The organism is Pseudonocardia halophobica (assembly GCF_050948485.1).
Taxonomy (GTDB): domain Bacteria; phylum Actinomycetota; class Actinomycetes; order Mycobacteriales; family Pseudonocardiaceae; genus Pseudonocardia; species Pseudonocardia halophobica.
On sequence record NZ_CP192046.1, the window covers coordinates 3705043 to 3723914 of the forward strand.

Consider the following 18872-nt stretch of genomic DNA (forward strand, 5'->3'; position numbering starts at 1 on the left):
GGCCCGGAGAGTGTCAGCGCCCGGCTGTGGAGCGGCTGAGAGGGGTCCGACCGGCGCCCGCGAGCCACCCGTCGGCGGCCAGCAGCTCGCCGGGGGTCCCGTGCTCGGCCACCCGCCCCTCCCGGACGACGTACACGTGGTCCATCCGCTCCAGCCCGGCCAGGTCGTGGGTGATCAGCAGGGTGGCGCGGCCCGCGGCGGCGTCGAGCAGGTCGTCGAGGACGACGTCGCGGGTGCCGGGGTCGAGGTGCGCGGTCGGCTCGTCGAGCACGAGCAGCGCGGGATCGGTGAGCAGCGCGCGGGCCAGCGCGAGCCGTTGCCGCATGCCGCCGGAGAGCCGGCTGCCGCGGATCCCGACGGGGTCGTCGAGCTCCAGGTCGAGGCGCACGCGGGCGAGGACGGCCCGCAGCTCGTCGTCGGTCGCCGTCGATCGGGCCAGGCGCAGGTTCTCCCGCACGGTGCTGTCGAAGACGTGCGGGTCCTGCGGCACCCCGCTCACCGCGGCGCGCACGGCGTCGGGGGAGCGGTGGAGCAGGTCCGCGCCGCCCAGCCGGACCGCGCCGCCCTCGGCGTCCTGGAAGCGGAACAGGATCGCGGCGAGCGTGCTCTTGCCCGCCCCGCTCGGCCCGACGACGGCGACGTGCGCCCCCGCCGGGACGTCGAGGTCCAGGCCGTCGAGCACCAGGGGACCGTCGTAGCGGGCGGTCAGCTCCCGGATCCGCAGGTCGGCCGGGCCGGCGGGCACCGGCTCGTCCGACGCGGGCCGGACCTGCGGCGGGGTGTCGAGCACCCCGAACAGCCGCTCGCCGCTCGCGCGGACCGCGCCGAGCCGGGCGGCCGCCGCGGGGAGCGGCGCCACGATCTCGAACGCGGCCGAGGCGGTGAGCACCAGCACGGCCAGCGGGATCGGGTCGAGCCGGCCCGCCGAGACGGCCGCGACCCCGAGGAGCAGCGAGCCCCACAGGGTGAGGCCGGCCAGCAGGGCGGTGGCGCCGGCGCCGAGTCCGAGCAGGCGGGCGTCGCGCCGGGCGGTGCGGGTGAGGTCGGCGTCGGCCGCCTCGACCCGTGCGACGGCCCGGTCCATCGCCCCGTAGGCGACGAGGTCGGGGGCGCCCTGCAGGGCGTCGACCAGCGTGGTCGAGAGCTCGGCGCGGGCCGCGGCGACCCGGCGGCCGGGCCCGCGGCCGGCCCGCGCGGCCAGCAGCGGCACGGCCACACCGGCCAGCACCAGCCCGGCCGCGAGCAGCAGGCCGCCCTCGGTCAGCAGCGCGGTCGACAGCGCGACCACCCCGCCCCCGACCAGCAGCGCCGCCAGCGGCGGCGTCAGGCCGCGGACCAGCAGGTCCTGCGTGGCGTCGGTGTCGCTGACCAGCCGCGAGACGAGGTCACCCGAGCGGAACCGGCGGACCGGCTCGGTGGCCGCGAGCCGGGCGTAGACGCGGTCGCGGGCGTCGGCGAGGGTGCGCAGCGCGGCATCGTGGGTGACCAGGCGTTCGAGGTAGCGGGCCACGCCGCGGGTCACGCCGAGCGCGCGGGTCAGCACCACCGCGACGCTCAGCGCGGTCACGGCGGGATGGGTCGCGGCGGTCGCGATCAGCCAGGCGGCGAGCGACAGCAGCCCCACGCCCGCGGCCGTCGCGGCGGCCCCGAGCAGCACGCCCAGGGCGAACCGGCCGCCACGGGGTCGTGCGAGCCCGAGCATCCGCACCACCCCGTGAGTGCGCACTGCCCCTGGAGGGTCACTCATCGCTCACGACCCGGCTGACCAGGGCGGGAGTCTCGAGCCGGACGAGTCCGGCGTCGGCCGGCAGCTCGTCGGCCCACGCGGGGTCGTGCGTCACGATCACCGCGGTCCGGCCCTCGACCAGCCGCCCGACCGCACGCCGCACGGCGGCCGCGTTGTCCGGGTCGAGGTGGGCGGTCGGCTCGTCGAGCAGCACGAGCGGCGGGGTCTCCGCGCGCTCGGCCCGCAGGAAGGCCCGGGCGAGCGCGACCCGCTGGCGCTGCCCGGCCGACAGCCGCGCGCCCCGCTCGCCGAGCCGGGTGGCGAACCCGGCGGGCAGGGCGGCCACGACGTCGTCGAGCTCGGCCAGGGTGGCGGCGCGGCGCACGGCCGCCATCGGGGCGTCGGGCTCGCCGAGGCGGATGTTGCCGGCGAGCGTGTCGTCGAACAGGTGCGGGTCCTGGGGGACCCAGGCGACGGCGCGGCGCCAGCGGTCGGGGTCGGCGTCGGCGAGATCGTCCGCGTTCACCGTGATCCGGCCCGAGGTGGGCTCGACGAACTGCAGCAGCAGCCCGAGCAGGGTCGACTTGCCCGCCCCGCTCGGCCCCGTCACCAGCGTGGTGCGGCCGGCCGGCAGGGTCAGGTCGAGATCGTGGAGGGCGTCGCGGTCGCGGCCGGGGTAGCGGACCGTGATGCCGTGCAGGTGGATGTCGCCCGTGGGGGTGGCGCCGGTGCCGGCGGGGACCACGCCGGCCCGGTCGTCGAGCACCGCGAAGACCTGCTGGGCCGCGGCGATGCCCTCCATGCTGGCGTGGAACCGCGCCCCGACCTCACGCAGCGGCAGGTACGCCTCGGGCGCGAGGATCAGCACGAGCAGTGCGGTCTCCAGGTCCAAGCGGCCGTAGAGCAGCCGGAAGCCGACCTCCACGGCCACCAGCGCCACGGCGAGCGTCGCCAGGACCTCGAGCACGAAGGCCGACAGGAACGCCACCGTGAGCGTGCCCATGGTCGCCTCGCGGTGCTGGTCGGTGACCTTCCGGACGAGCGCCGCCTCGGCCTTGGCCCGGCGGAACAGGGCGAGCGTGGGCAGCCCCTCGACGACGTCGAGGAAGTGCCCGCCGAGCCGGTTCAGCAGCGCCCACTGCCGGTTCGTCCGGGCCTGCGTGTGCATGCCGACCAGCGCCATGAACAGCGGGATCAGAGGGATGGTCACCGCGACGACGACCGCCGACACCCAGTCCGCGCCCACGATCACCACGAGCACCGCGACCGGGACCATCACGGCCAGGACGAGCTGGGGGAGGTAGCGGGCGAAGTAGTCGTCGAGCGCGTCGAGACCCCGGGTGGCGAGGGTGACCAGCTCACCGGCGTCCCGATCGCGGGGGACACCGCCGGTGACGTGCCGGACCAGCCGCATCCGCAGCTGCGACTTCGCCGAGGCGGCGCTGCGCAGCGCGGCGGCCTCGGCGCCGTAGGCGAGCCCGGCCCTGGCGACCGCCACCGCGGCGACGGCGGCGATCACCAGGGCGAGCTCCTCGAGCCCCGCGCCGCCGGTCGCGCGAGCGACGACGCGGGACACGAGCCACGCCTGCAGCAGGATCAGCCCGGTGAGGGCCGCGCCGCACGCGGTGGCGACGAGCAGGTGCGTGCGGACGGCGCTCGCCGTGCGCAGCAGGCGGGGATCGAGGGGTTTCATGGGCGAGACGGAGTGTGCGGAGTCGACCATCGACGCTTCTCCTCAGTGGCTCACGGCGATGTGGTCCCGGGTGACCCGCTTGCGGAACACCCAGTAGCTCCAGGCCTGGTAGGCCAGCACCAGCGGCAGGAAGACCGCCGCCACCCAGCTCATGACCGTGAGCGTGTAGGGCGCCGACGCGGCGTTGTCGATCGTCAGCGAGTTCGCCGGGTCCGTGGTCGACGGCAGGACGTCGGGGAACAGCGACCCGAAGATCAGCACGGCCAGCATGCCCACGGCCACCGCGGTGGCGGTGAACGCCCAGCCCTCGCGGCCCCGCCGGACCAGGCCGGCACCGAGCGCGAGCGCCACGACCGACACGATCGCGACCGGCAGGGTCCACGGCTCGCCGCTGCGCGCCTGCGTCCAGCCGGTGAAGGCGACCAGGAGGGGCAGTACCACCAGCGCCGACCAGGCCGCGAACGACCGGGCGCGCAGCCGGACCGGGCCGTCGGTCTTCAGGCTGAGGAAGACCGCGCCGTGCAGCAGGAACAGGCCGAGCGTGAGCACCCCGCCGAGCAGCGCGTAGCCGTTGAACAGCTCGACGACGTCCGTGGTGACGACGTGGTCGGGGCCCATCGCGAGCCCGCGGACCAGGTTGGCGAAGAGCAGGCCCCACAGGAAGGCCGGGAGCGCGCTGCCGGCGACGATCACCGCGTCCCAGCGCCGCCGCCAGACCGCCGAGTCGACCTTGCCGCGGTACTCGAACGCCACGCCGCGCCCGATCAGGGCGAGCAGGATCAGCAGCATCGGCAGGTAGAAGCCGCTGAGCATCGAGGCGTACCAGGCAGGGAACGCGGCGAACGTCGCCCCAACGGCGGTGATCAGCCAGACCTCGTTGCCGTCCCAGACCGGGCCGATCGAGTTGATCATCACCCGGCGGTCGGTGTCGTCCTTCGACAGCACCGGCAGCAGCGCGCCGACGCCGAAGTCGAAGCCCTCCAGGACGAGGTAGCCGGTCCAGAGGACGGCGATGGCGAGGAACCAGATGACTGTCAGGTCCATGATCGGCTCCTAGTAGACGAACGCCGGGACGCGGTCGTCGGTCTTCTCGGGTTCGGGCTCGTCCTCGGGGTAGGGCATGACGGCGGTGGTGCCGGCCTTGACGTAGCGGCGCAGCAGCCCGAACTCGACGACCGCGAGGACGGCGTAGATCAGCGTGAAGGCGGACAACGAGATCGCGACCTCGGTCAGGCTCACCCCGGGGCTCACGCTGTGCGCGGTGAGCAGCTCGCCCACGACCGTCCACGGCTGGCGGCCCATCTCGGTCAGGATCCAGCCGAAGATGTTGGCCAGCAGGGCGGCGGGCAGCGCGGCGACGACCAGCCCGTACTGCCAGCGGTAGGGGAACAGCCTGCCCTTGCGCGTCATCCAGAGCCCGACGACCGAGATCGCGACGCCGGCCAGGCCGAGGCCCATCATCATCCGGAAGGCCCAGTAGAGGAGCCCGACGTTCGGGATGTAGGTGCCGGGGCCGAAGACCTGCTCGTAGCGGGCCTGGATGTCGTTGATGCCCTGGACGTCCCCGCTGAGGTCGCCGGTCGCGAGGAAGGCCAGCACGCCCGGGACCTGGACGTTGATGTGGTTGCGGCCGTCCTGGATGTCGCCCACGGCGAAGATCGAGAAGCCGGCGCCGTGCTCGTCGTCCCACAGGGCCTCGGCACTGGCCAGCTTCATCGGCTCGTACTGCGCCATCAGCTTGGCCTGGTGGTCGCCGCTCAGGGTCACGACGACGCCCGCGATCGCGGTGACCACGAACCCGGCCCGCAGGCTCTTGCGGAACAGCTCCCGCTCGCGCGGTTCCTTGTCCTTCAACAGCTTGTAGGCGCTGACCGCGGCGACGAACAACCCGGCGGCGATGAACGCGGCCGACACGACGTGCAGGTACGTCGACCAGGCCTGGTCGTTGCTCAGCACGGCCCAGATGCTGGTCAGCCGGGCCTGGCCGGTGGTCGGGTCGATCTCGAAGCCGACGGGGTGCCGCATCCAGGCGTTGGCCGCGAGGATGAAGTAGGCGCTCAGGTTGGTGCCGATCGCGGCGGCCCAGATGCAGGCCAGGTGGACGCGGCGGGGGAGCTTGTCCCAGCCGAAGATCCACAGGCCGATGAAGGTCGACTCGAGGAAGAAGGCGAGCAGCGCCTCCATGGCCAGCGGCGCGCCGAAGACGTCGCCGACGAAGGTCGAGTAATCGCTCCAGTTCATCCCGAACTGGAACTCCTGCACGATCCCGGTCACCACACCCATGGCGAAGTTGATCAGAAAGAGCTTGCCGAAGAACTTCGTGGCGCGCAGGTACTCGGTCCGGCCCGTGCGGTGCCACGCGGTCTGCAGGGAGGCGACGACCACGGACAGGCCGATAGTCAGCGGGACGAACAGGAAGTGGTAGACCGTCGTGATCCCGAACTGCCAACGGGCCAGGTCGAGTGCCATGGTGGCGGCTCCTCCCGAACTTCTACGACTTGTAGAGGCTCTGGTTCAGTTCTACACCACGTAGAAAGTTCGGGGCGGGTGTGTCCGATCACCGTGCGGCGGTGCCGTTACGGTCCTCCCCGTGATCGGCGCGCGGCCCCGGGTCGGGGTGTTCCTGCTGGCCCCCGGCTTCCCCGGCCGGTCGGCGACCGAGGTGCTGGAGGGGACCGTCGCGGCGGCCGCCGCCGCGGAGGAGGCCGGGTTCGACGCGGTCTGGCTGGCCGAGCACCACTTCATGACCTACGGGCTGTGCCCCTCGGCCGTCACGCTCGCCGGGTACGTCCTCGGCGCCACCTCGCGAATCACGGTCGGCACCGCGGTGAGCGTGCTGTCCGTGCAGCACCCGGTCGCGCTCGCGGAGCAGGCGCTGCTGCTCGACCAGGTCTCCGGCGGCCGGTTCCGGCTCGGCGTCGGCCGCGGCGGGCCGTGGGTGGACCTGGAGGTGTTCGGCACGGGGCCGGAGCGGCTCGACCACGGGTTCGCCGAGTCGCTGGACCTGCTGCTCTCGGCCCTGTCCGGGCCCCGGGTCCGCGGCGACGGGCCGCACTTCCGGTTCCGCCCGGTCGAGATCGTGCCCGGGCCGCGGGCCGGGGTGGACCCGCTGCTCGCGGTCACCTCCGGCACCGGGATGAGCCTCGCCGCCGAGCGCGGCCTGCCCATGCTGCTCGGCATGCACGCCGACGACGAGGAGAAGGCCCGAACTGTCCGCGCCTACCGCGAGCGGGGCGGGCCGGACTTGCTGCACGTCAGCACGCACCTCGCGCACGTCGCCGACACCACCGGCACTGCGCAGGCCGAGGTCCGGGAGTCGCTCCCGCGCTGGCTGCGCCCGGGGCTCGCGGGCTACACACGCTACGACGGCGCGCCCCGCACCCCGCGGGACGCCGACGAGTACACCGACCTCCTCTGCCGTCTCCACCCGGTCGGCGACCCCGCCCTCTGCCGTACCCGCCTGGACCGGACGCTCCGCCGCACCGGCGCCCGCGCCCTCGCGCTGATGGTCGAGACCACCGGCGACACCGCCCGGACCTGCGACAACATCGCCCGCCTCGGCGCCGAGGTGCTCCCCGCCCTCACCCTCCCGCCCACCACCCGGGCGCGGCGGGAGGTGCACGCGGAGGAGATCGGCTCCCGGGCCCGGTGACGGGGGAGCGAATCGAGCACCGAGGAGCTCGCGCAACTCCCGGATCGCGTCCCGTGGAGGCTCAGCGTGGAACGAAGTCGGCGACGAGTTGCGCAACGCGGGCGGGGTCCTGGAGGGGCATGCTGTGGCTGACGCCGGGCAGCACGATGTGGCGCGCGGCGGGCAGCATGCCCGCGAGGATCGTGGCCGTCTCGTCGTACGCGCTCGTCACGGCGGCGCTCTCGCCGCCGGTGACGAGCAGGGCCGGAACCGTGATCCGCGTTGCTCGCTCGGGGTCGAGATTCCATTCGCCCGCGGCGCGGATCTCGTCGGTGAAGAAGAACGTGGCGTCGCGCACGATGCGGTCGAACGCGTCCTCGCCCAGGCGGGCGGTGAGGGCGGCGCGGCAGTCGGGGCCGTCGACGCCGCTGAGGAACGTGTCGGTCGCCTGGGCGAAGTCGCCGGCGCCGACTGCGGCCATGGCAGGGCCGACGACCTCACGGACCAGGACCTGGCTGGACGGCCCGGCGGGGTTCGGCGCCGGCTCGAGCAGGACGAGACCCGTGATCAGGTCGGCGTCGTCGAGGGCCGCCTGCAGTCCGATGCAGCCGCTGGAGGAGTGCCCGACCCAGAGGGCGCGCCGGATCCCGAGTTCCCTCAGGAGCCGGGAGCACTGGCGGGCGTGGTCGGCCAGTGTGAGGTGGCCGTGGGGTCGGGAGCTGGCGCCGTAGCCGGCGCGGTGGACCCGCACGACCCGGAACCCGTCGAGTGCCGGCTCGTCGAACATGGGGCGGAACCACTCACCGAAGACGCCGGCGTGGACGAGGAAGAGCGTGTGGGTCGCGTCGCGAGGGCCGCGTTCCCAGTATTCGAGTTCGGCGTCGCCGACGTCGATGCGGCCGTGGCTGGTTGCGGTGGAAGTCGTGGTCATGCACCGCACGCTGCCCTGGGTGGCGTGCGGGGGGATCCGGGTGACACACGGATCTGGGCCGGGCAGCTCACGGAGCCAGGCCCGTCAGGCCTTCTCGCGATCTCGTGCCGGTCTTGAGCAGCAGGTTGCTGACGTGGGTCTCGACGGTGCGCCGCGACAGCTGCAGCCGGCCGGCGATCTCGATGTTGCCGAGGCCTTCGGCGACCAGCCTCAGGACCTCCAGCTCGCGGCCGGTCACGCCGAGGGCGCGTAGCCGCGGAGGGACCATCTCGCCGTACCGCCCGGGACGGGGCACCGGGAGACCGAGGCGGCGCAGGTGCGCCGCGCAGAGCCGGGCCATGCGGTTCTCGCCGTGGGCCAGCAACCAGGCGTGAGCCTCGCGCAGCAGCGCGGGAGCGTCCCCGAGCCGGCCGTCGACCGCGCGCGCCACGAGCATGATCCGCAGCCAGTGGCGGAGGAACGGGTGGGGCACCAGCAGCCGGTCACCCTCGGCGAGCAGCAGGCCGGGGTCGACCTGCTGAACGTGCGCGGCGGCGACGGCGTCGGCATAGGCGAGAGCGGCGCGGTTGACAGCCTGGACCAGGACGTCGGATTCCCGTAGCTCCGCACGGGGTCCGTCATCGGTGGGGTCGCACACGGTGCGCAGCACGACCCATTCGCCCCAGACCGGCGCCGGCGGTGCGGCGGGCAGCTCCCGCAGGAGAGCGATGCAGTCGTCGAGTTCCCGCGCGGCCCGTTCGTCGTCGCCGTCCAGCCAGGCGTCGGTGGCCCGGTTGTGGGACCGCTCGGAGCGGTACAGCGGACTCGGGACGAGCCGATCGACGTCGTCGAGGAGCAGGTCCGCCTCACCGGCGCGGCCGGCATGCACCCGGCCGCGGGCGGCGAACATCAACGCGTGCGCCTGGATGCCGGTGAGCCCCAGCCGGCCGGCCCGGTCCGCGCACCGTTCGGCGCGGGACATGACGCCGACCATCCCCTCGGCCCCGACGGTCATCGCGATGGCCTGGAGGTCGAGGGCCGTCGCGGTGCCGAGCATGCCGGCGTCGAGCGCGAGCGCCTGCGCCTCGGCGATGCGGCCGGTCGGTGCCGCTCCGTACAACTCGGTGGCGCCGAGCTCGGCGAGCGCCCGGATCCGCCACGGCGTGAGGCCGTGGCCGGCCGCCACCCGCTCGGCCCGCTCGAAAGCGGCGACGGACGTCGCCGGATCGCGCCGCCGCAGTGCCCGTCCGACGACCTCGAGCGCCTCGCAGAGGACGTCCGGCGGGCCGACCTGCTCGGCGGCCCCCGCAGCGCGAGTCGCCAGAGCCAACGCCTGATCGAGGTCCTCGGCGTTGAGGGCGATGTGGGCGGCGAGCGCCTGGACCCGCGGATCGTCGGTATCCCCGAACATCGTGAGGTAGCGGCCGGCCTCGTCGAAGCGTTGCCCGCCCACGCACGCCCGGGCCGCGGCGACGGCCAACGCGGTCCGGTCTGCACCCGTCGCGGTCGGTAGCGCGACGTCCGCCGCCGCGATCGCCTCGTCCGTGCGCGTCGCCAGGGCGAACGCCTGAATCCGCTCGACCGTGATCCCCACGACCAGGCCGGGGTCTCCCACGGCCAGCACGAGGGCCCGCTCCAGGATCTCCTGCGCGGTGGCCAGAGCCCCGGCGGCGACGGCGTCGCGCGCCTCCTCAAGCAGCAGCGCGGCGGCGCGGGCCGGACGTCCGCCGCGCGCGTGCAGGTCCGCGACCAGGGCCCGGCGCACACCCACCTCGTCCTCGAGCGCCTCTGCGGCACGGGCAGCGATCGCGCCCCGCTCGGGCTGGGTGAGCCCGGCAAGAACCGCACCGCAGGTCAGCGCGTGCCGCCAGCGCACGTCTCCGGCCGCGTTCCTGGTGAGCAGGCCGGCGTCGACGGCGGACGACAGGGCGTCGGCGACCTCGGCGGCGTCCGACCCGAAGACCGTCGTCAGTAGGTCCGCGTCGAGCTCGGGGCCCAGCACGGCGGCGGTGCGGACCAGTTCCCGAGCCCGGGGCGCCAGGCCCGCGACCCGGTTGTGGACCAGAGCCAGATGAGAGGGAGGCAGTCCGCCGGTGAGCCTGCTCGTCGTTCGCCACCCGTTCCCGTCCGGTACCAGCGACCCGCTCTCCAGGAGCCCGGCCGCCAACTCGGTGACCAGGAGGGGGACGCCCTCGCCCACCCGGGCCACGTACTCCTCGGCCTCCGGTGGGAGCTCCCCACCGACGGTCCGACGCACCAGCAGCGCGACCTCGGCCGGAGGCAGCGGACGCAACGCGACCGTCAGGATCCGAGCATGCCGATGCAGGGCGGTGAGCGCGTCGGGAACGGCTTGGTCGTCGCGTGCGGCGACGACGAGGGTCGCCGCCACCTCCCGCAGACCGCCCGCGAGGTACTCCAGCAGCGCGAGGGTGTCCCGATCCGCCCACTGGGCGTCGTCCAGGACGAGCACCGTCCGGCGGTCGGTCGAGAGCACCCGGAGCAGTGCGAGCACCGCCTCGCCGAGGACGACCACCGGATCGACGAGATGCGTGCCCGCGGCGAGCGCGGGCGGCCAGGTCGGCAGGATCCGCGCGAGCACAGCGCGGAACGGCGACAGGGCCCCCTCGTCGGCGAGCGCGGGCGGCGCGACCCGGACCAGCGCCTCGGCCACCGGGCGGAACGGTCCTCCGCCGGGCACCGCGTGCCCCGACCCGACCACTGCGCCGGCCTCCGCCACACGCCGCGTCAGCTCCTCGAGCAACGTCGTCTTGCCGCTGCCCGCACAGCCCGTCACGAGAACGAGCCGGCCCGGCCCGCCGTGACAGGCATCGAGCAGCGCCGCCAGCTCCTCGGAGCGACCGACGAGCGTCGGACCCATCCGGCGAGTATCGCGAACACGGGCGAGGCAGACCACGATCCCGCCGAGTGAGCAGTGCGGCGGTGGCCGGGCCGGTCCTACGCAACATTGCGTATGTCCTGCTGCGCAGCGGGTTACGACACTGAAGGGTCTCCGATGTCGGGAGGCCACGATGACCATCGAGCTGGTGCCGCTGTGCACGTTACGGATTGAGCTGAAGCCCCCCATCGAGGTCGGCTGCGGTGCAGCCGGGACGAGACTGGTCGGTGAGCTCGCGAGCGCGAAGATCGAGGGGGAGCGACTCAGCGCCGAGATGGTGGGATCCGCAGCTGCGGACTGGATCGTCGTCGGCCCGGAGGGCACAGCGATGGTCGACGTGCGGAGCACCTACCGCACCGACGACGGCGTCGTCATCTTCGTCCATTACAACGGCCGCGTGGATGTGACGAACGGCCTGGATCCGCCGCTGACGCTCTACGTCGCGCCGCGGTTCGAGACGGGCGACGAGCGCTACACCTGGCTCAACCGCGTCCAGGCGGTCGGCAAGGGCGTCATCCGCGAGGACTTCTCCCTCGACTACGAGTGGTACGAGGTGCGCTGACTCCCGGCTCTCGGTGACCGCCGGTGGTCACGACGACGGCTCTGTCCTCGTCTGTCGAGGACCAGGGGCGCCTGGCCGCAGCCGCCCTACGTAGCTTCGCGTATGTCCTGGTGCGCAGCGGGTTACGACACTGAGGGGTCTCCGACCACGGGAGCCCGCGATGACTATCGAGTTGGTGCCGCTCTGCACGGTGCGGATACAGGTGAAGCCACCCATCGAGGTCGGCTCCGGTCCTGCCGGGACCAGACTGGTCTTCGAGCTTGCGAGCTCGAAGATCGAGGGGGACCGGCTCGATGCCGAGTTGATGGGGGACGCCGCAGCGGACTGGCTGCTCGTCGGCCCGGAGGGCACCGCCACGCTCGACGTCCGGGCCACATACCGCACAGACGACGGCGCCGTCATCTATGTCCAGTACGGCGGCCGGGTGGACGCGTCAGCCGGCATGAACCCCCCGCTGACGGCGTACGTCGCAGCGCGGTTCGAGACGGGCGACGAGCGCTATGCCTGGCTCAACCGCGTCCAGGCGGTGGGCAAGGGCATCCTCCACGAGGACCTCTCCGTCGACTACGAGTGGTACGAGGTGCGCTGAGCAACCCCGGCCGGCCGGCGACGGAGAGCCGGAGTCGACGCTCGATTGCCGAGTGTCGGGCGTCAACGCCGTCAAACGCCCGGGTCCTCGCCCGGAGACCAGGGATCCGCGGGAACCGTCCGTGGTCATCGAATCCGTGCGCGCCCGCTCCCTCGAGCTCTACTTGCCGTGATCTCGGAATGAGGAGGACATTTCCGCTCGCGCCACTGGTCGCTCGACCTGAACGGAGGGGACACTAGATGGACCAGGACAGGCAGTCCGCGGCATCCTTCGGCTCGGCAGTCGATCTCTTGAAATCGGATCTTCGCGGTAACCTCGTTCGCGCAGGGGACGCGGACTACGAGGACACCCGGCGTGTCTACAACGCAATGATCGACCGGCGGCCCGAGATCATCGTTCGCTGTGCCGGCGTCGGCGATGTCATTGACGCGGTCAAATTCGGTCGAAGGCATGACCTGCCGATTGCTGTCCGAGGGGGCGGACATAATGTCACCGGCAACGCCTTGGCTGACCGCGGATTGACGATCGATCTGTCTCCGATGAAGGGACTGCGCATCGATCCGCGGCTCAGGATTGTCCGGGCGGAAGCAGGGCTGACCTGGCTTGAGGTCAACCACGATCTGCAACACTTCGGGCTCGCGGCCGCTGGGGGTTTCGTGGGGACGACCGGGGTCGCCGGTCTCACCTTGGGTGGCGGACTCGGGTGGCTGGTCCGAAAGCACGGCCTCGCTTGCGACAACCTGGTCTCGGTCGACATCGTGACCGCGGACGGGCGCTTGCTCCAGGCCAGCACAGAAGACAATCCCGACCTCTTCTGGGCCGTCCGAGGTGGTGGCGGCAACTTCGGGATCGTTACCTCGTTCGAGTTCGAGGTGCACTGCTGTTCACGGCACCTCCGGCACCATTCCTGCCGGAAGATGTCCAGGGGGAACTGGTCGTCGGCATCGGCGGGGTATTCACCGGTGATCTGGAGGTCGGGGAGAAGGTGCTACGGCCACTTCGTGACTGGGGGCAGCCTGTTGCGGACATCATCGAGCCGATGCCTTACAGCGCCGCACAGACGATGGCTGATGCATTCTGGCCGCACAACTTCCAGAACTACTGGAAGTCGGATTTCCTGAACGGACTTTCGGACGGCGCGATCGACACAATTGTCCAACAGTTCTCCTCCGTGCCCTCATCGATGACGTCGGTCGTCATCGAACACAACGGGGACGGCGCGATGAACGACATTGGTCGCAATGAGACCGCCTTCTGGCACAGAGACTCCACCTACAACCTACTCGTCACCTCGATGTGGGAGGATCGGCGGAACGCCGAGGAGAACGTCTCCCGGACGAAGGACTTCGTCGGAGCGACCGCGCGATTTGCCAGTGGCGGGGTCTATGTTAATTATCTGGGCGAGGAGGGATCAGGCAGAATTCGATCGGCTTTCGGCTCGAATTTCGATCGACTCAGTGCAGTCAAGCAGAAGTACGACCCGGAGAATGCCTTCCGACTGAACCAGAACATCGAGCCAGCTGACTAGTCACAGGCGCTATGCCGTGTCGATCGCCGGGCAGGCACCGGAAGGACTGGGAGGAACGTATCCCGGGGTTTGAGACCAGGTCCTAGCGGACAGCTGCACGAGGCCTCAGCGTGTCTTCAACTCACCTGCTCAGGCTTCCCGCTCGTGACCGGAGCGCTGGCGCGTAGGACGGCCGGGACGCTCCTCGGAGCGTGGCTCGGCCGGCTCGGGGTTGACGATCTACTACTACGCGGCCGGCCGCTACACCGGTACCGACCTGGGCATCCAGTACCACGTCTACTCGCTGCCCTACGCCACGATCGCCGTCGGTGTCGGGGGGGGTCGGCGTTGCCCTGTGCCGGGTCTGGGCGCGGCTGAGCCGGCCGGTCGCCGTGGCGGCCGCGGCCATGGTGGGGTGCTGCTCGGGGCACAGGAGGTCAACGTGTTCGCCCAGTCGCTGCAGGACAAGGCCGGCGTGTTCGGCAGCTGCGCGATCGCGCTCGACGCGGTGTCGACCCCGTCGGATCTGGCCGTGGTGTCGACGACCAGCCGCACGTCGAGGACGGGTGACCAACAATGACCAGGAGCCGGTCGTGTTCTTCCTGGCCGACCGCAAGGGGTGGAGCCTGGCCGCCGATCGGCACACCCCGGAGAGGTGGCACGCCTCCGCGACGCCGGCGCCCGGCACCTGGTCGTGGGCGACCCGCAGCTCGTCCCGCCCGGTGGACCACTGGCGGCCGGGCTGTTCGCGGCTCTCGCCGGCGCAGTGTTGCGCCGGTAGCCGACTCCCTGATCTACCTGCCGGCCACGGGAGCAGCCGGCTCTCGCGACTTGAGTCCGACGACGAGCAGGCCGACGCCGAAGACGAGGACGACGAGCTGCAGGGCGATGCCGACGGCGTCCTGGAAGCCGCTCTCCAGTCCTTCGTAGCCGATGGACACCCCTATGGCGAGGGAGAGCAGGCCGCCGACCACCAGGAGGACGCCGAGCCAGCTCGCGAGGAGGCGGCTCACCACAACCGCGGCGCCCACCAGCACGAAGGCCACGCCGAGCAGGACCCGGAAGTAGCTCTGGACGCCCCACTCGATCCAGCGGGTGGTTTCGGCGTCGGCGAAGCGGGTCGGCTTCTCGGTCTCCGCTGCGGCGGCCCACGCCTCGACGTTCTGCTTGAGCGTGACGCCATCCACCGCTTGGAGTACGGCCCAGGCCCCAGCGCTGGCAATGATTGCCCCCGTGGCCAGCAGCGCCAGATAGGGCGCTTCTCGGTGGAGGGCGTGGCAGAGCACGAGCAAGCCGGAAAGGGCCACGAGCACGAGGACGAACTCTGCGAGGTGGGTGGCGACCCAGGCGCCGCTCGCCGCGTACGCGGCGAAGATCGCTTGGTGATCGTCTTCCTCTCCGGTCGGATGCAGGAGCATCCGCTGGATGGCGTTCACGACGAAGCCACCGAGCAGTAGTGCGCCGCTGAGGGTCAGCGCACTGCGGTCTGACGAAAGTGCCGCTCGCATGCTCATCGCCGCGATCCTTTCCGCTGCGACCCTGGTGGCCCGGCTCTGACCCCCGACATGCCGGTTCCGGGGCGCAACCCGAGCCCCACGGACCACGCTGTCCCAGGAAGCGGAGCGAATCGCAGAGGAGAATGGCCTGCTCGGTGAGGCGGAAGTCCTACCTGCCCGACCGTCCTTCGGTCCCGTGGCCGGCTCGTCCTTCAACGAGCCAGCCACAGGACCGTCTGCGGGTCGGCGAGAGCTCGCCGTGGCGCCTAGCGTGCCGTCGCGCGGAACCTCCGCAACCGCAGGCTGTTCCCGACGACGAACACCGAGCTGAACGCCATGGCGGCACCGGCGAGCATCGGGTTGAGCAGGCCCAGGGCGGCCAGCGGCAGCGCCGCGACGTTGTAGGCGAACGCCCAGAACAGGTGCCCTGGATCGTGCCCAGGGTGCGGCGGGACAGGCGGATCGCGTCGGCCGCGGTGCGCAGGTCGCCACGGACGAGGGTGATGTCGGCGGCCTCGATGGCGACGTCGGTGCCGGTGCCCATCGCCAGGCCGAGGTCGGCCCGGGCCAGCGCGGCGGCGTCGTTGACCCCGTCGCCGACCATCGCCACCACCCGGCCACGGGCCTGCAGGTCCTCGACCACGGCGAGCTTGTCGGCCGGCAGCACCTCGGCGATCACGGTGTCCGGGTCGGGGTCGATGCCGACCTCGCGGGCGACGGCCTCGGCCGCGGCCCGGTTGTCGCCGGTGAGCAGGATCGGGGTGAGCCCGAGCCCGCGCAGCCGCGCGATCGCCTCAGCGGAGGTGTCCTTGACCGCGTCGGCGACCACCAGGACTGCCCGTGCCTCGCCGTCCCAGGCCACGGCGATCGCCGTGCGGCCCTGCGCGGCCTCGGCCTGCGCGGCGGCGGCGAGCTCCCCGGTCAGGGGCCGGCTCCGGTCCTGCAGCAGGCGGGGCCGCCCGACGAGCACGGCGTGCCCGTCCACGCCCCTCGACCACCATCGGGCTGATCACCGTCACTGCGCCGGCGGCCCTCATGGCCGCCCTCCTTGCCGGGCGTAGGCGCTCGACGTCCTCCTCGTCCACCCGACCAGCCTGAGCGGCCTGCTCCACGGTGCACGAGCCCCGGCGTCGTCAGAGGACCGGCAGGAGACGTGCGGGTCAGGCGGTCGCGAGGACCGAGAGGGTGTTGTCGTCGAAGTTCGTGACGTAGGCGGTGCGCCCGTCGGGCGCCACGGCGATCGTGGTCGGGCTGCGCCCGACCTGCACCGTGGACACGACCGCGCGGGTGCCGGTGTCGATGGTGGAGACGGTGCCGCCCCCGCTGTTGGCGACGTAGGCATGCTTGCCGTCGGGGGCGAAGACGACGCTCTGCGGCTTCGCCCCGACCGGGATCGTGCCGGTGACCTTCTCGCTCGCGATGTCGATGACGGAGACCGTGTTCTGGTCGTAGTCGACGACGTAGACGGTGCGCTGGTCGGGCGACACGGCCAGGCTGTGCGGGCTGCGGCCCACCGGGATCACTGCGGTGACCGCGAACGTGTGCCCGTCGAGCACCGAGACGACATTCGACTCGTGGTCGGCGACGAACGCCTTCGAGCCGTCCGCGGTGAAGGCGACGAAGTGCGGGTTGGGCTTGACCGGGATCCTCCCGGTCACCGACTTGGTCCTCCAGTCGATCACCGAGATATCCGCGGAGTCGTGGTTCGGGACCAGGATGGTGTTGCCGTCCGGGGAGACCGCGGAGGCGTAGGGGTGCAGGCCGACCGGGATGGTCAGCGTGACCGCGTGCGACGTCGTGTCGACCACGTCGACGGCGTTCACCGCGTTGGCGGCGTTGGTGGCGGGGTTGTAGACGCTCACGTACAGGCGCGCGCCGTCGGGGCTGATGCTCGCGAACTGCGGCGGTCCGTTGGGCACGGGGATGGTCGCCGTGATCCCCATGGTCCCCGTGTCGATCACGGAGATCGAGTTGGAGCCGGTGTTCATGACGTAGGCGGTGCGGCCGTCGGGCGACAGGAGCACGTCCTGCGGGTTCTGCCCGACCGGGGTGGTCCGGGAGACGGTCGGGTTCGCGATGCTCGCGGCGACACCTCCGATGGCGGCGGGCGGCGACGCGCCGCCGCCGCGGAGCAGGTACACGCCGATCCCCGCCCCGGCCAGCACCACGATCACGGCCACGACGGCGAGGAGGATCCGCAGCGGACGGCGCGGCCGGCCGCTCGGTGGTTTCGCGAGGGGCGGTGGACCGGCGGGCGGACCCGTCGTGGTGGCGGGGGGAGTGGCCACCGCCGTGCCGCCGTCGTCCCGACCACCACCGGCGCCGGCACCGCCACCGCTCCCCGGGGCGCTGCCGCCGCCTCCTCCCGCGCGGGGGTCGGGGATCGGACCGGCGCCCACCGCTCCGGACGCCGGGGTGTCCGGAGCGTGAACCTCGGGCGCGGTCGGCTGCACGGGCACGGCGCTCGCCCGGACCTCGGCGGGAGCCGCCGGGGCCGGCACGGGCGGTGGAGCCCCGGCCGGCGACGTGCCCGTTGCCGGCGCCACGGGCGGCGCGGCCTCGGCCGGCGCGGGGCTCGCGGCGGACGCACTGGCCAGACCCGCCGCCACCCCACCGGCCGCCGCCACCCCACCGGCCGCCGCCACCCCACCGGCCGCCGCCACGCCGCCGGCCACCGGCGCTGCGCTGTCCGCCGCGCCCTCGCCGGAGCGCGGATCCGTCGTCGGGGCGGCCGTGCCCGCACCCGTGGTCTCCGTGGCCCCGACACCGTTGCCGGAGGGGTGTTCGTACGCCGCGGCGAGGGCCGCCGCGCCGAGCGCGACGACGTGCTTGGGGTGGGCGTCGACCGCGGTGGGCCGGCCCAGCGCCTCGGACACCATCTGCGACACCAGCGGGATGCGCGACGAGCCGCCCACCAGGAGGACGGCGTGGAGGTCCTCCGGCTCGACCGCCGCGGTCCGCAGGGCCCGGCGCAGGGCGCGGACGGTCGACTCGATCGACGGCCGCATCATCTCCTCGAGCTCGGCGCGGGTCAGCCGCACCTCGGCCTGCAGGCTCGGCAGCAGCACCGGGATGATCGTCTCGATGTCGAAGGACAGCGTCTCCTTCGCCAGCACGCACTCCTGCCGCAGCCTGAGCAGCGCCGCCGCGTTCTGCCGGTCCCCGTGGTCGAGGGCCGTCACCGCCCCGTCGAGGGTCCGGTCGACGAAGGCGAACACCGCCTCGTCGAAGTCGATCCCGCCCAGGCCCTCCACGCCCTCGGGCACGCCGAGCGTCTCGAAGCCGGAGCCTCCGCGGTGCCGGAGCACCGTGGCGTCGAAGGTCCCGCCGCCGAAGTCGTACACGGCGATGACCGCACCTTCGGGCAGGCGTTCGTTCGTCGCGTAGTGCGCCGCGGCGGCCTCCGGTTCGGTCGTCATCGTCACGTGCTCGACCTCGGCGATCCGCGGCACCGACCCGAACAGCTCGAGCTTGTAGGGCCCCCAGTTCGCCGGGTGCGTCAGGACGACGTGCTCCGCCGGCCCGCCCTCGCGGTCGGCGACCTTGTCGACGACGGCGTGCAGCAGCGAGGCCAGCACCGAGGCGACCGAGTGCGGGGCCCCGCCGAGGACGAGCGGCGTGGGGTCGCCCAGGCGACGCTTGAACTCGCGGGCTACCCGGTCGGGCTCCATCATCGCCCGGCGGTTCGCGGCGTCCCCGGTGAGTACCGGGCCGTCACTGCGCCAGAGCACGACCGAGGGGATCGCCGCGGTCCGGTCGCCGAGCGTGGCCATCTCGACGGCGCCCTTGCGGTCGACGGCCGCCGCCGTGTACGTGGTACCGAGGTCGATTCCGAGGCTGTATCCCACCGGGCCTCCTCCAG

The 18872-nt window shown here is 72.7% G+C and carries 15 protein-coding genes and 1 pseudogene; 7 read left to right on the forward strand and 9 right to left on the reverse strand.

The window, feature by feature from the left end; translation table 11 throughout:
• Nucleotides 1-13: 13 nt before the first annotated feature.
• The 4 genes from cydC to ACQP04_RS17805 are packed head-to-tail and all read right to left on the reverse strand — an operon-like array spanning nt 14 to nt 5888.
• Entirely contained in the window at nt 14-1702 is a 1689-nt protein-coding gene (cydC, locus tag ACQP04_RS17790) for a thiol reductant ABC exporter subunit CydC (protein WP_433508147.1), read from the reverse strand.
• Between the two features lie 37 nt (nt 1703-1739).
• A complete protein-coding gene (gene cydD / locus ACQP04_RS17795) occupies nt 1740-3449 on the reverse strand; it encodes a thiol reductant ABC exporter subunit CydD (protein WP_433508148.1) in 1710 nt (569 codons plus the stop codon).
• A gap of 12 nt (nt 3450-3461) precedes the next feature.
• The gene (gene cydB, locus ACQP04_RS17800) at nt 3462-4463 is read right to left on the reverse strand and encodes a cytochrome d ubiquinol oxidase subunit II (protein WP_433508149.1); all 1002 of its coding nucleotides are present in this window, start codon (nt 4461-4463) and stop codon (nt 3462-3464) included.
• A gap of 9 nt (nt 4464-4472) precedes the next feature.
• Nucleotides 4473-5888: a cytochrome ubiquinol oxidase subunit I gene (locus ACQP04_RS17805; RefSeq protein ID WP_433508150.1), complete on the reverse strand. Its 1416-nt coding sequence runs from the start codon at nt 5886-5888 to the stop codon at nt 4473-4475.
• Nucleotides 5889-6009: 121 nt separating this feature from the next.
• Here ACQP04_RS17805 and ACQP04_RS17810 point away from each other — a divergent pair, with 121 nt between their 5' ends.
• On the forward strand, nt 6010-7071 hold the full coding sequence (locus ACQP04_RS17810) for an LLM class flavin-dependent oxidoreductase (protein WP_433508151.1): 1062 nt from the start codon (nt 6010-6012) through the stop codon (nt 7069-7071).
• A gap of 61 nt (nt 7072-7132) precedes the next feature.
• Here ACQP04_RS17810 and ACQP04_RS17815 read toward each other — a convergent pair whose 3' ends face one another.
• The gene (locus tag ACQP04_RS17815) at nt 7133-7981 is read right to left on the reverse strand and encodes an alpha/beta fold hydrolase (protein ID WP_433508152.1); all 849 of its coding nucleotides are present in this window, start codon (nt 7979-7981) and stop codon (nt 7133-7135) included.
• A 67-nt stretch (nt 7982-8048) separates the two neighbouring features.
• Nucleotides 8049-10838 (reverse strand): ATP-binding protein, encoded by a 2790-nt coding sequence (locus tag ACQP04_RS17820; protein WP_433508153.1) that lies wholly within the window; start codon nt 10836-10838, stop codon nt 8049-8051.
• Nucleotides 10839-10989: 151 nt separating this feature from the next.
• Here ACQP04_RS17820 and ACQP04_RS17825 point away from each other — a divergent pair, with 151 nt between their 5' ends.
• From ACQP04_RS17825 to ACQP04_RS17850, 6 genes are all read left to right on the forward strand, one after another.
• A complete protein-coding gene (locus ACQP04_RS17825; RefSeq protein WP_433508154.1) occupies nt 10990-11418 on the forward strand; it encodes a DUF3237 domain-containing protein in 429 nt (142 codons plus the stop codon).
• Between the two features lie 160 nt (nt 11419-11578).
• On the forward strand, nt 11579-12007 hold the full coding sequence (locus ACQP04_RS17830; protein WP_433508155.1) for a DUF3237 domain-containing protein: 429 nt from the start codon (nt 11579-11581) through the stop codon (nt 12005-12007).
• Between the two features lie 239 nt (nt 12008-12246).
• Nucleotides 12247-13128 carry an FAD-binding oxidoreductase gene (locus ACQP04_RS17835; RefSeq protein ID WP_433508156.1) on the forward strand — a complete coding sequence of 294 codons (882 nt, stop codon included), beginning with the start codon at nt 12247-12249 and terminating at the stop codon, nt 13126-13128.
• Nucleotides 13047-13535, forward strand: a complete 489-nt coding sequence (locus ACQP04_RS17840; protein WP_433508157.1) for a BBE domain-containing protein — start codon at nt 13047-13049, stop codon at nt 13533-13535. The genes ACQP04_RS17835 and ACQP04_RS17840 overlap by 82 nt, the downstream gene beginning before the upstream one ends.
• Nucleotides 13536-13746: 211 nt before the next feature.
• Entirely contained in the window at nt 13747-14094 is a 348-nt protein-coding gene (locus tag ACQP04_RS17845) for a hypothetical protein (protein WP_433508158.1), read from the forward strand.
• 75 nt (nt 14095-14169) lie between these two features.
• Nucleotides 14170-14295: a hypothetical protein gene (locus ACQP04_RS17850; protein ID WP_433508159.1), complete on the forward strand. Its 126-nt coding sequence runs from the start codon at nt 14170-14172 to the stop codon at nt 14293-14295.
• Nucleotides 14296-14308: 13 nt separating this feature from the next.
• Here ACQP04_RS17850 and ACQP04_RS17855 read toward each other — a convergent pair whose 3' ends face one another.
• The 3 genes and pseudogenes from ACQP04_RS17855 to ACQP04_RS17865 form a co-directional block, all read right to left on the reverse strand.
• The gene (locus ACQP04_RS17855) at nt 14309-15028 is read right to left on the reverse strand and encodes a DUF4386 family protein (protein WP_433508160.1); all 720 of its coding nucleotides are present in this window, start codon (nt 15026-15028) and stop codon (nt 14309-14311) included.
• A gap of 248 nt (nt 15029-15276) precedes the next feature.
• Nucleotides 15277-15995, reverse strand: a pseudogene (locus tag ACQP04_RS17860) (HAD-IC family P-type ATPase); the annotation flags it as partial.
• 175 nt (nt 15996-16170) lie between these two features.
• Nucleotides 16171-18858 (reverse strand): Hsp70 family protein, encoded by a 2688-nt coding sequence (locus ACQP04_RS17865; protein ID WP_433508161.1) that lies wholly within the window; start codon nt 18856-18858, stop codon nt 16171-16173.
• Nucleotides 18859-18872: the final 14 nt, after the last annotated feature.

Coding starts and splice junctions, on each gene's coding strand:
- cydC (WP_433508147.1), bottom strand. CDS start 1,702: ATGCTCGGGCTCGCACGACCCCGTGGCGGCCGGTTCGCCCTGGGCGTG.
- cydD (WP_433508148.1), bottom strand. CDS start 3,449: ATGGTCGACTCCGCACACTCCGTCTCGCCCATGAAACCCCTCGATCCC.
- cydB (WP_433508149.1), bottom strand. CDS start 4,463: ATGGACCTGACAGTCATCTGGTTCCTCGCCATCGCCGTCCTCTGGACC.
- ACQP04_RS17805 (WP_433508150.1), bottom strand. CDS start 5,888: ATGGCACTCGACCTGGCCCGTTGGCAGTTCGGGATCACGACGGTCTAC.
- ACQP04_RS17815 (WP_433508152.1), bottom strand. CDS start 7,981: ATGACCACGACTTCCACCGCAACCAGCCACGGCCGCATCGACGTCGGC.
- ACQP04_RS17820 (WP_433508153.1), bottom strand. CDS start 10,838: ATGGGTCCGACGCTCGTCGGTCGCTCCGAGGAGCTGGCGGCGCTGCTC.
- ACQP04_RS17825 (WP_433508154.1), top strand. CDS start 10,990: ATGACCATCGAGCTGGTGCCGCTGTGCACGTTACGGATTGAGCTGAAG.
- ACQP04_RS17830 (WP_433508155.1), top strand. CDS start 11,579: ATGACTATCGAGTTGGTGCCGCTCTGCACGGTGCGGATACAGGTGAAG.
- ACQP04_RS17835 (WP_433508156.1), top strand. CDS start 12,247: ATGGACCAGGACAGGCAGTCCGCGGCATCCTTCGGCTCGGCAGTCGAT.
- ACQP04_RS17840 (WP_433508157.1), top strand. CDS start 13,047: ATGCCTTACAGCGCCGCACAGACGATGGCTGATGCATTCTGGCCGCAC.
- ACQP04_RS17855 (WP_433508160.1), bottom strand. CDS start 15,028: ATGAGCATGCGAGCGGCACTTTCGTCAGACCGCAGTGCGCTGACCCTC.